The organism is Luteolibacter sp. Y139 (assembly GCF_038066715.1).
GTDB lineage: Bacteria > Verrucomicrobiota > Verrucomicrobiia > Verrucomicrobiales > Akkermansiaceae > Haloferula > Haloferula soli.
Window position 1 is genome coordinate 191,176 of sequence record NZ_JBBUKT010000010.1, and the last position, 11,678, is coordinate 202,853.

An 11,678-nucleotide genomic window follows, 5' to 3' on the forward strand; every position below is an offset into this window, starting at 1 on the left:
TAGCTGCGAATAGGGAGTCGTGGGTTCATCTCCGCGAGTTCGTTGAGAGGTTTCCAGATGCATCGTGGGGCGAATGGAAGCCGTTGGCCCGGCGATTCATTCAGCTCGGGGTGGATCGGAACTTCGACCGTCATTTCCGGGCTGGTTCGAGCATGCAGACCTTGGTTTTTTCCACCCTCGATCATCTCGGGTTGGGCGGCGGACCCACGGTGCCTACAGTGAGAGTCTCCTTGGTCCCACCTGAGACCGTGAAGGTGATTTATTGGCCTGCGATCCCCAGGCCAAAGCGTGACGAGTCATTGGCATATGAATTGGCCGTCGACGAAGTCATGCCGACGTTCCAGCGATTTCTGAATCACCTGTGGGAAATGACCCGGCCGGAGCCGCTGCCATCGGACATGAGATCTCCAGATCATCCCTTTTCAGCTCCAGTCCTCGCACCGGTAAAAGCCAAGGTCTAACAAGGCACCGCTTCAAAGCACAGAAGGGCACCCCGGATGAAGAACATTGTGCCAGGACCGCACGCGCGCATCGACGATTGCAGGACGGTGGTGATCTTCTCTGATGTTTGCCGGGAGGTCGTGGATGCCATGCCTGTGAGCCTCCATGAGGAAGATCCGTTGGTCTTCCCTGAACCCGGGTTCAGCTGTATGGCACAGCTGGGCAATGGCGAAGTGGTGGGCATCCTCTACGGAACCGCAACCCGGCGACTTGCCTTCTTCCCGGGATTTGAAATCCCCACGGGGAACTCATCGACAGTGGATGCGATTATCCGCGAATCCAGGCTCCCCGAGGAGAACGTGAGTTACAGGTGGGACCACGATCTTGGCGCGGAAGAGGGCTAAAATGCCCTGGCAGCCTATCGCCTGCTGTCGAGCTACTGAGGATCCTCCATGAATCGCCCGACGAGCCAGACGATGGCGAGGGCTACGACAATGGCCGCATCGGTGGCGAATTGGCAATCGGGTGGATCAGGGAAAGGGAGCACAGGCGCGGTTTTTAGCGGGAAGCGCGGTGGATTTCAAATGCCGTTAGGGGGGAATCAAGCCGTCTCCGATGGGAGCTGAATCGCTCGCCGGAAGGCTTTCTCCGGCGTGAGGGAGAGGATCAATCATGCATAACAGCTTCAAAGTGCAGTAATGACAGCTATTCTTTTTCGCGGGTTGGGGCGTATTTACAAATGAGAGACCGGGGCGGACCAATGTTGGCGTGACCCCGCAGAGAAACCCAAGACTCTTTCACGGCGCGCCCAAGTCCGGGCGACGCAGAGGACCACGAGCACGGCGACAGCGACGGCCCGCGGGCGGTTTCGCGCTGGTCATCACGCTTTCGCTGATGGTGCTGATGACGGTGATGGCGGTGGGGCTGCTGTCGCTTTCCAGCATTTCCCTGCGCGCCTCGACGCAAGGCGATGCGCGGAGCGAGGCTCAGGCGAACGCGCGGATGGCGCTGATGCTGGCGATCGGCCAACTCCAGAAATCGCTGGGGCCGGACAAGGCGGTCACGGCGAATTCGGAGCTTCAAGGTGACTCGCCGGCGAAGCCGAAGCTGATGGGCGTGTGGGAATCGTGGGACAATACTTCCACTCTGCTGGGAGCAGGTTCGTCGCCGGACTATCAGGGAGAGAAGCAAAAGCGCTTCAAGGGCTGGATGGTCTCGACCGGCACTCCGGCGGATGCTGAAGACCTCGACTTCGCGAAGTCGGACTGGGAGCAGACGGCGATCACGCTGGCGGGAGCCGAATCGTATGGCGGGAACCTTCCCAGCGAGGGAGCCCTCCGAGCCGGCCGGGTCTCTCTAACAGAGAAGGACAAGGAGACGGGAGGCTATGCATGGCACGTGTCCGATGAGTCCCAGAAGTCGCGTGTCCATCTCTTCCGTGATCCTTCCCGCTCCGACACGCTGGCACGGAAGCGCGCGTTGCTCGCGGGGCATCGTCCCTACGTTGCGGCGCTTGGAAGTGATCTCGCCTTTCTCGGCAATGACGTGGATGCGGATGCCTTCGAGTCCGCGGACGAGACCGGCAAGAAGGTCACGGATCTCTATCAGAGCGAGCTCAGCGGCCCCGGCGGCATCGACCGGCTGAAGCCGCTGCGGGATGATGTGACGCCCTACTCGCTGGGCGTGCTTTCCGATGTGCGGCTCGGCGGGTTGAAGAAGGATCTTTCCTCGATGTTCGAGGTGCGGCAGCCCGCGGGCGGGGCCGCGTTGCCGGGTGGCTATTCCGGCAAGGGCCTCTATGCCAGCACACACAATGTGACCGGCGAGTCGGACCCGCAGTGGACGCGCCTGTGCTCCTGCTACAATACCTTCAAGCAGCTCGCCAATGCCGAGACGCGTCCGCTCTATAACCAGGGTCCCTTGGAAAACGTGACGGTCCCGCGAGTGGGAACGAAGCCGGTGCAGCCAAAGTATTTCTCCCCCGGGCCGGTGATCGCGAAGGTGCAGGTGCTCTTCAGTCTGCTTACCCGGCCTATCCATGGCGGCGCGCCGGACGACGGCAATAGCGGCCAGATGCACGTGATGTACACGCCAATCGTCACGCTCTTCAATCCGTACAATGTGCGCATCTCCTTCGACATGCTGGAGGTGTCGTTCCAGAGCCTGCCGCTCGGATTCAATTTCCAACTCGATGGCGTGGCTCTCAATGGTGGGAAGCTGATTCCCTTCAACGAACTCTATGATCAGGGGCGGACCCAAGGGGGCATCGCGAAGTCGATCGTGCTGAAGATTTCGAACTGGAGAGGCTTTGATACGACCGTCACCGAGATCAATGGTGGCAAGGCCGAGTCCCAGATCGACAAGGAGGCGGAGAAGGAGAGTTCCGATCCGAAGGATGCGATCGTGATGGAGCCGGGCCAGACGCTGATTTGCTCGCCCTACATCGACCCCAATTCGCAATTCGGACGGACCGGTTCGCCCAACACGTTCTTTGATTTCGGCAACCAGCTCACGCGCTCGATCAAGACCAAGCCGGGTTTCTTCGGCAACACGGTCGGGTATGACATCGACTGGCTGAATCGCAGCGTGGTGCAGTATCCGCGTCGGCCTAAGAACACGGTGCTCGGCGTGACGTGTGGAGTGGCCAGCCCGAGCCTCGGAGGAAGCGCCTCATTCGAAGTCGCCGCGAAGATCACCGTGAGTGGAAAGGTGCGGAACTATGGTGGCTTCCAGATGATCTATCCGAATCTGAGCGATCTGGAAAAGGTGATGAAGCAGACGAAGTTCACCACCACCGCACTGGATTCCTTCGTCCCCAATGAAGGAGGCGGCGATGCGCTGATCAGCCGGCATGCCGGAGCGAAACCATTCGCGCTTTTCACCGCGGCCGCGCGCACCACGAGCGGTGGCGTCAATGAAGCGGGAAGCAGGGCCCTGGCTAGTACCCCCGGCAACATCCTAGTGAACGGGGTGTATGCGGGAAAACCCTTCCTTTTCAACAATGCCGCGCTGCCGGTGACGGTCACCAATCTCAAGAACGACAAGCCGGGCACCCAATCGTATGAGCTGAGTCTGGAAGGTGTGACCCGGAATACGGTCTCGAAGATCCTGCAGAGCGACGCACGGAATCGCACGCGCTTCATCACGGGCAATACCCCGGACTATGGCATCAAGTCGGGCAGCATGCTGGAAGTTCCCGGCGGCCCGATGCTGGCAATCGCGGACTTCCGCCGCACCAACGTGCTCGCGAGCGGGTTCGCGCCGAATCTGGTGCAGCCGATCGGCAATTCCGTGGTGCCGCCGGTGATGAGCACGGGATCCGCCTCGCAGGTGGGTCCCGGCGGCTATCGTTTGCTCGATCACTCGCTGCTGGCGAATCACGCGCTCTATGACAGCTTCTACTTCTCCACTTTCGCGACCGATGGGGACCGGTCGCCGGAGAGCTGCTTCAAGGATTTCATCGAAGGAACCCGCCCGCTGCTATCGCAAGCGTTCACGCCTCATCTGGCCGGAGGAAAGTCACTCGAGAAGGCAAGCGGAGATCTGTTCTCAGGCGGGGTGCCGAACGATTCCGCCTATCAGCGCGCGGCGGCCTATCAGATGGTCCGCGGTTCCTTCAATGTGAACTCGACGAGCACGAAGGCGTGGAAGGCCAAGCTCGCCGCCCTGCGGGAGAGCAAGGTGCCGGTATTCGATCTAACAGGGACCGGACTCAAGGCAGTCGCTACGGAGGATACGCCGGTGCTCTCCATGACGATGCCCAATGCCCTCGCCAGCGATCCATCCGCCCCCGCGCTGACCGATGGAGCGAAGGAAACGCAGTGGAGCGGCTTCCGGCAATTGAGCGACCAACAGCTGGATGAGCTCGCGAAACGCATCGTCCAGGAGGTGAAGAAGCGCGGGCCTTTCCTTTCCATGTCGGACTTCGTGAACCGCCGGATTGGTTCCAATTCCGACGAGACGCGCAGGGGGGCGTTGGAGGCCGCGATCGAGAATGCCCAGCTGAATGGCAGCGCGTATTCCAATCAGATCCCGATCAATATGCCGGACATCAGTGGCCCGGACTACGGATTCGCGACTCCCGAGGTGGTCACCGGCAATCCTGCCGCGGGGGCTCCCGGATGGATCACGCAGGGTGATCTTCTCAAGCTGCTGGAGCCGGCCGCTACAGTTCGCTCGGATACCTTCGTGATCCGTGTGTGCGGCGAGTCAAAGCGCGATGGTCAGATCACCCGCGCGTATGCGGAGGCGGTGGTCCAGCGCATGCCCGAATACATCGATTCCTCGACGGAGCCTTCCGAGGACGCCTACGGTTCGTCGAACTCCGCCAACAAGACCTTCGGGCGGCGGTTGGAAATTGTTTCATTCCGCTGGCTCTCCGGTGCGGAAATCTAAGAGTATCACCCATGATCCAAGCCCGTATCCCGTCGCTCCTCGCAGTGGCGTGCCTGTTCCCGCTCGCTGTTTCCGCGCAGGAGGAATCGACCACCAAGCTGACCGTCCGCGCGTTCCTGAATGATCCCGCCAATCCTGCGGCCGAGTTGTTTGCCAACGACGCACCGGACCACCTTCTCCCCTTAGTGCTCGCGCCGGGTGAGCTCCCGGCGGGGCAAACTGTCGTCGTGATCGATGGCAAGCTGAACCTCTACAGTTCCGCGAAGATCGATCCTGCTTCTCTGGTGGCATCCGCTCCGGTTCCGAAGGGCCTGAAGCAGGCGATCGCCATCATTCAGCCACGGGGCGATGCGAAGAAGCCACCGTGCGGCATCGTCTTCGTGGATGATAGCATCGCGGCCTTCCCGCCGGGTGAGTCACGCGCCATTTCCTTCACCACGCTGCCGATCGCGATCCAGGCGGGAGAGCATAAGATCGCGGTTGCGCCGGGAAAGATCACCCCGGTCCCGCCGGTCAAAAGCGTGGATCCCTACAACATGGCGCAGACCAATTTCCTGTATCAGGCGGGCAATGCGTGGGTTCCCTTCAGTGAGGCGAAGATGAAATTCCTCAAGGACTACCGGCAGGTCTTCATCTGCGCTGTTAGGCCGGGTGGCAAGAGCCCGACGCTGGTGACGCTGGTGGATGATACGCCGAAGGCGGCACCGCTGCCGTAGTGAGGATCGCGCGCCTGTTCACGGCACCCATCGAAATCGTAGCTTGGTCCGGGCACCGCGCCGGTAGTGAGGATCGGAACGAGGGACCGCCACCTCCTCTCCGTGTTTGCCTCCCACGAGCTGCTCAATGGTGCGCCGTGATGCGTGATTGGCGGGGTCACAGGTGACAATCACTTCGGAGGTGATGGTCCGGGCAAATGGAGCCAGCGCGCGGCAGGCGAGGAGTGCGTAGTGTCTTCCTCGATAGCGCTTGTGGATGCCGTAGCCCACGTGGCCGACTACCCGGAGCACGTGCTCGCTTTCTCCAATGCGCAGGTTGATGTGTCCCACGTCACGAGTGCCGGCGAGGATGCGGAAGTGATAGTAGGGCGCCTGACGGCGGTCCAAGGGGACCACCACCCTGGAGAAGTGGAGGGCCACGCCGTCTGCGTGCAGGGCCATGGGCGGCGGCGGGGGCAAGAGGGGAAAGGCAATCATGATGATCCTTCTGATAGAGTGGTCGCTCCAAAATCGCGCTCGTCAAACGACGCTCCAACGTTGCCTCGCGCCCAAGCTGGACGGCTGCTGCCCGGCGTGGAACGTTCCGGGCATGATTTTTCGCCATGGCATCCTCGGGCTCGTCGGCTTTGCAACCCTAGCGAGTTGCAAACCCCTGAATGGCAGCGATCCCCTGGACGCGGGAACGGCCTCGGCGACGGCAATAGCACCCACGGTCTCCGTTTCGGATCGTGATGAGGAGGAGCGGGTGCAATCCGAACGACTCAAGGGTCTTTCCTTGGACCGAGGATATGGAACTTCCCTCGGGGAATCCGCGGATGGGAGGATTCCGTCGCAGTTCTGAAGTGCTGGGAGGGTCGTGCCTCACGAGGGATAGGGTGTTTCATGCAACTTGCATAAATATGCCGTAGGAGCGGACAGTCCGGACGACGCGGCTTCGGGTTGCTTGCATCGGGGGTTTTTGCTGGGTTGTGCTCGTGTCTCCCCGCCCACTCTATCGCTCGCTCAGTTTCTGGTCCGGGATGCTGGTGATGATCTTCCTCAGCTGGACGTGGTGGGATTCCTTTCGCCACGATACTTGGCGGACCGGGGGCCACTTTGCTTGCTCGAATGTGGCGGGAGGGGTCTCGCTCGCATGCTACCAAGTGAACTACCATGGGGGCTCGGGACGTCGCGATATCAGTCCGGGAGCCGCTCCTCGCCCGGCCTTCGCCGCACCGAGCTTCGTGACGAGCGGCAGCAGCAAGGCCTACAAGGTACCGGATGCCTTCTCCGGTCTGACATCGAGCGAGCAGCTGCGGAGCATGCTGTTCTTTGTTCCAAGCGGAGCATACGCCTTCCTCAATGTGCCTCATTGGATCCTAGTCCTCGCGGCTCTCGTCCCGTGGGTGTCGCTTCTCGCATGGCGTTGGTGCCGCTTGAGGCGTCTAACAGATGCAAGGGAATGACTTCCACTTACGGGGAGGTGGAGCACTACGACAGGGCGCTGACAGGCGGCCAATGCGTGGGTGCTCACATCGCTCGTCAAACGAAGGATGGTGGATGCCTAGAGGGCGCTTTTGATGCCGGCGAGGATGAGGTTGATGCCGGCAAGGAATTGGTCGCGGTCATCGTGCTCCGGCAGGATTTTCGCCACCTGGTGTACGAACGGATACTCTGCCGGGTCGAGTTGCTCCCATTTTGCAGCGACTGCTCCGAGATGCTCCGTTCGAGTGGTGTTGCTGGAGGCGAAGCGCGCGCTCGCGGCGTATTGTCCGGCGATGCCGAGAATGAAGCTCATGAGCGCAGTGGCCACATTGAACTGATCTTGCCCGGGAACTCCAAGCGCCTGAATCCGGCCTCCGACGCCTTCCAGAATTCTCAGGACCGCATGCTGCCACGGGTTCCGGGAGAGTTGCGTCCCTACCCAAGGATGGGCATCGATGGCATCGAAGACTCCCATCGCGAGGGTGCGGATGGCCCCTTGGGGGTCTGCCTCTTTCACCACCTCCGCCATCACGCGGGCGATGACATGGTCCGTGGCCGCAGCGAGCAATTCGTGTTTATCGGCGACATGCCAATAGATCGCGCCACTGCCGGTGGACAGGTGGGCGGTAAGGTTGCGGAAGGTCAGGGTCTCCTCGCCGTCCGTGTCGAGGATCTCGATTGCTGCCTCCACGATCCTCTCCTTCGAGAGAGCTTCCGACCGCCGGGTGCGAGCCTTGGGTTTCATGATTCTCAGGTTGACCGGGTTGGAATGGTGTTCCAGTGTAAATGTATTGGAACGACGTTCCAATGAGCTGGGAATCCTATGATCTACGATGTGGTAATTGCGGGGGCCGGCCCTGTGGGCTTGTTCCTGTCGTGTGAGCTGCGGCTCGCGAATCTGTCGGTGCTGCTTGTGGAGCAGGCGGAGGATCCCGCTTCTCCCTTGAAGCGGATGCCGTTCGGGATGCGAGGGCTTTCGGTGCCGAGCTTGGAAGGCTTCTACCGCCGTGGCTTGCTCGACGGGATCGAGGCTCAACGTGTAGACGGTGGCTCAGGTGGCAAGAGTGCTCCGGCCGCCGCGCATTGGATGGAGCAGCAGCGTCGTCCAGCTGGCCATTTCGCTGGCATCCAATTCTATCATGACCGCATCGACAGCTCTCAGTGGCAATATCATTTGCCGAGCCCGGCGGGGACCGGCATGGCGATTACCATGGAGTCGCTCGAAGCGGTCCTTGTTGCCCGGGCAAGGGCGATGGGGGTTGAGATCCGATACGGGTTCGGCGTCGAGGATTTCGATTTGTTAGATGATGGTGTGAGCGTCCGTGCGGGTGGTGAGACGTTTCGCGCGCGCTGGCTCGTCGGGTGTGATGGCGGGCGGAGCATGGTCCGCAAGGTGGGGGGCTTTAAGTTCGTGGGCACCGATGCGGAGTTCACTGGCTATTCGGTGGAAGTGGAGATCTCCGATCCGGACAAGCTCCGCACGGGAAGGCATTACACGCCGACGGGGGTGTATACCTATGCCAAGCCCGGAACGATCGCGATGGTCGACTTTGACGGCGGTGCCTTCCATCGAACCCAGCCGATCACCCTTGAGCATGTGCAGTCGGTCTTGCGCCATGTTTCCGGCACGGACGTCACATTGACCGCGCTTCGGCTCGCCACCACGTGGACTGACCGTGCCTACCAAGCGACGTCTTATCACAAGGGGCGAGTATTGCTCGCGGGAGACGCCGCGCACATCCATTCCCCCTTGGGCGGCCAAGGGCTGAATCTGGGGCTTGGGGATGCGATGAACCTGGGATGGAAGTTGGCGGCCACGATTCGAGGCGAGGCGCCGGCGGACTTGTTAGACACGTATGGGCAGGAGAGGCATCCGGTGGGGGCGCAGGTTCTGGATTGGTCGCGCGCGCAGGTGGCGCTGATGCGGCCGACCCGTAGCGCACGCGCGCTTGAAGCCATCATTCGGGATCTCATCGATACGAGCGATGGAGCGACCTACTTTGCCGGGCGGGTGTGGGGTGTTTCCCTTCGCTACGATCTGGGCAGTAGTCATCCGCTGGTGGGGCGTAGCGTTCCGGATTTCGAGTTGAGCGACGGGACGCGGACCGGGGAATTGCTCAGGAGCGGCAGGAGCCTGCTTCTGGATTTTGATGCGCGTCCGCAACTCGAGGTATTCACAAGCGGCTGGGGCAAGCGGATGGAGTATCTCGCCAATGGAGCCAAGGACAGGCTGGGATTGAGTGCGGTCCTTGTTCGCCCTGACGGCATCGTGGCTTGGGCCTGTGAGGATACGCCTGATCTTAGTGAGGCTGCCAAGGCGGCGGCGCGATGGCTGGGTGAGCCCGCCCAAGAAAGCGGGTCGATGGCGGCTTGCTGACCGTTTTTGTCGAGGCCGCCGCAGCCAAGTCGCGGGAAAAGGCGAAGGCCGCTGGACTCATGTGAATCCAGCGGCCTTCATTAAGTGGCGGGAGTAGGATTTGAACCTACGACCTTCAGGTTATGAGCCTGACGAGCTACCTGGCTGCTCCATCCCGCGATTTTGTGTGGTGCACCTTGCGGTGCGGGGCGGCACCCTATTCAGATCGCGGGGCGGTGCAAGGGATTTTTGACGGTTTTGTTGCGGGTTCTTTTGAGAACGTTCGAAAGCGTTGGCGTGCAGGTCGCGGGAAGGTATGGGGGCGCATGCCGCAGCGCTCCATTGGTTCCCGGATTTACCTCTCGCTCATCGGGCTGATGCTGGCGCTGGCCGGTGGGGTCTTCACCTGGCTGATGTGGCGGAGCTTCGAGCGGGCGCGCGCGGAGGACCATTGGCCGCAGGTGCCGTGCGTGATCCTGCGCTCGGATGTCGAGACGCGGCAGATCGATCCGAATAGCCAGCCGGAGTATCGCTTCGGCCTGCTTTACGGCTACCAGTGGGAAGGCGCGCCGAAGGAGAGCGAGCTGCTGAAGCTCCGTGGCAGCCCGTGGGTCAGCAAGGAGGCGGCGGTGAAGATTTTCATCGAGCGGTATCCGGAAGGTTCGCAGCAGAAGTGCCGGGTGAATCCGGAGAAGCCGGAGATCGCGGTGCTGGAGCCGGAATCGAAGGCACCGGGGTATTCGCTGTGGTTTCCGTTGCTGTTCGTGGTCGGGGGGATCGGGATTGTGGTGGGGGCTTGGCGGAGGTGAACCGGGGTTGCGGAATTACCCCGGCTCATCGGACCGGCGAGCCGACCGTCCAAGCGGAATGAATTCCGCGTTCCCAGTGACGTCACCGGATCACCCGTTTGCCGTCCCGTGGGATCTCCGCGGCGCGGCGGTCGTCGCCGAGTTCGAAGGCTCCGGCGTCCGGGGCACGACCGGTGAAGGGCTCGCTGCCCTTTTCTCCGGCGTCGACCATCTTGCCCTTTGGCTTGGGCTTCATGAAATCGGTCTCCGGTAGCGAGCCATCCGGCTGGCGCGGTGCCGTGAGCAGCTTCACGTCGAGTGAAACGAAGTCCTTTTCGGTGAGTCCTTCGCCGAAGATGTTTCCGGCGAGCTGGCAGGCCTCGCGATTGATCTGGGACAGCTCATTGCGGCTGCCGAAGCTGAGGTTGTTGCGGATGTTGTGGTCCTTGCCGGGAATGTCGCGGTCCTCGGTGAAGTCTCGGCCGAGGAAGTTGAAGTTCGCGCGGTTTCCGAAGGCGCTGTTGTGCGTCCAATCGCTGCCGCCGGGATGGTGATTCGCGTAGAAGCCGCTGGACTTGTTAGATGCGGCTACGCAGCGGATCACCGTGTGGCGCGGGATTTCGCGCGGGAGGCCGCGGACGGCTTCCAGGCCGAAGCCGCCGATCTTGAAGCCATTGCCATCGCCGAGGCTCTTGCCTTCGGGTGACTTGCCATTCTGAAGCGACCAGCAGTTCTCGAAGCGGATGCTTTCCCATGCCGAGATGCAGTCGAAGCCATCGTCCGAGTTCAGCCACGCGCGGCAGCCGCGAAAGACATTCCCGGTGTCGCCGCGCTTCGGGTGGCAGCCGAAGCCATCGACGTTTCCGCCGCGTCCGCCCTCGGAGACAGGGTCGTAGTTGTTCCAGGCGTCGCAATCGACCACGAGGTTGTTAGAGCCGCCGGAGAGGTAGAAGCCGATGCCCATGCCATCGTGCATCTGGAGGCGCTCGTAGCGGTTGTTGCTGCCGGTATTGGAAAAACAGATCGACTGGGTGTGCTGGGTGGCGGTGACCTGAACGCCGGTGACCGCAATGCCATCGAGCACGAGGTAGGAGCCCTCCACCTCGAAGGCGTGCACGCGAATGCCGGGTGGCTTGATCGCGGAGAGGTCGAAGACGGGCTTCTCGCCGGTCTCGGCGCGGTAGGTGATCGGCTTGCCGGGCTTGCCGCTTTTGTCGAGGAAGGTGACGTAGGCCCAGATCCGCTCGCGGTGGGCGATCATGGAGTCCTTCATCGCATAGGTCCCGCCGCGGAGGATGACGGTGTCGCCGGGAGCGGCGGCGGCTTGGCCTTTTTGGACGGTGGCGAAGGGGTGCGGCTTGTCGCCGCGGGCCTTGTCGTCGCCATCGGGCGCGACATACCAGGTCGCGGCGTGGGCGGCGGAAGCGAGGAGCAGTGGAAGCAAAAATCTCATGAATGGAACGGGCGGCGGAAGGAATACGCCAAAATTCCGTATCTTCCGAGTCTCCCGATTGGGTG

General features: G+C 61.7%; 9 protein-coding genes and 1 tRNA gene. 6 read left to right on the forward strand and 4 right to left on the reverse strand.

The features are described 5' to 3' along the window. Window positions 1-497 precede the first annotated feature (497 nt). The 3 genes from WKV53_RS22105 to WKV53_RS22115 all read left to right on the forward strand — a co-directional run bounded on the left by WKV53_RS22105 (window position 498) and on the right by WKV53_RS22115 (window position 5,552). Entirely contained in the window at window positions 498-845 is a 348-nt protein-coding gene (locus tag WKV53_RS22105; RefSeq protein WP_341406988.1) for a hypothetical protein, read from the forward strand. Window positions 846-1,335: 490 nt separating this feature from the next. Next, the gene (locus tag WKV53_RS22110) at window positions 1,336-4,836 is read left to right on the forward strand and encodes a hypothetical protein (RefSeq protein ID WP_341406989.1); all 3,501 of its coding nucleotides are present in this window, start codon (window positions 1,336-1,338) and stop codon (window positions 4,834-4,836) included. A gap of 11 nt (window positions 4,837-4,847) precedes the next feature. After that, window positions 4,848-5,552 carry a hypothetical protein gene (locus WKV53_RS22115; protein ID WP_341406990.1) on the forward strand — a complete coding sequence of 235 codons (705 nt, stop codon included), beginning with the start codon at window positions 4,848-4,850 and terminating at the stop codon, window positions 5,550-5,552. An 18-nt stretch (window positions 5,553-5,570) separates the two neighbouring features. Here the strand turns inward: WKV53_RS22115 and WKV53_RS22120 are convergent, their stop codons facing one another. Beyond that, window positions 5,571-5,993, reverse strand: coding sequence for a GNAT family N-acetyltransferase (locus WKV53_RS22120; protein WP_341406991.1), 423 nt, complete (start codon window positions 5,991-5,993; stop codon window positions 5,571-5,573). A 533-nt stretch (window positions 5,994-6,526) separates the two neighbouring features. Between WKV53_RS22120 and WKV53_RS22125 the strand changes: the two genes are divergently transcribed. After that, window positions 6,527-6,997 carry a hypothetical protein gene (locus tag WKV53_RS22125; RefSeq protein ID WP_341406992.1) on the forward strand — a complete coding sequence of 157 codons (471 nt, stop codon included), beginning with the start codon at window positions 6,527-6,529 and terminating at the stop codon, window positions 6,995-6,997. A gap of 98 nt (window positions 6,998-7,095) precedes the next feature. On the opposite strand, the gene WKV53_RS22130 is transcribed toward WKV53_RS22125, so the two are convergent. Continuing rightward, entirely contained in the window at window positions 7,096-7,761 is a 666-nt protein-coding gene (locus tag WKV53_RS22130) for a TetR/AcrR family transcriptional regulator (RefSeq protein ID WP_341406993.1), read from the reverse strand. A 78-nt stretch (window positions 7,762-7,839) separates the two neighbouring features. Here WKV53_RS22130 and WKV53_RS22135 point away from each other — a divergent pair, with 78 nt between their 5' ends. Continuing rightward, window positions 7,840-9,393, forward strand: a complete 1,554-nt coding sequence (locus tag WKV53_RS22135) for an FAD-dependent monooxygenase (protein WP_341406994.1) — start codon at window positions 7,840-7,842, stop codon at window positions 9,391-9,393. A gap of 85 nt (window positions 9,394-9,478) precedes the next feature. Here the strand turns inward: WKV53_RS22135 and WKV53_RS22140 are convergent. Further along, window positions 9,479-9,552: transfer RNA gene (locus tag WKV53_RS22140), tRNA-Met, on the reverse strand. Between the two features lie 146 nt (window positions 9,553-9,698). Between WKV53_RS22140 and WKV53_RS22145 the strand changes: the two genes are divergently transcribed. Next, window positions 9,699-10,181, forward strand: a complete 483-nt coding sequence (locus WKV53_RS22145; RefSeq protein WP_341406995.1) for a DUF3592 domain-containing protein — start codon at window positions 9,699-9,701, stop codon at window positions 10,179-10,181. A gap of 82 nt (window positions 10,182-10,263) precedes the next feature. On the opposite strand, the gene WKV53_RS22150 is transcribed toward WKV53_RS22145, so the two are convergent. Further along, window positions 10,264-11,613, reverse strand: a complete 1,350-nt coding sequence (locus WKV53_RS22150; protein ID WP_341406996.1) for a right-handed parallel beta-helix repeat-containing protein — start codon at window positions 11,611-11,613, stop codon at window positions 10,264-10,266. Window positions 11,614-11,678 lie beyond the last annotated feature (65 nt).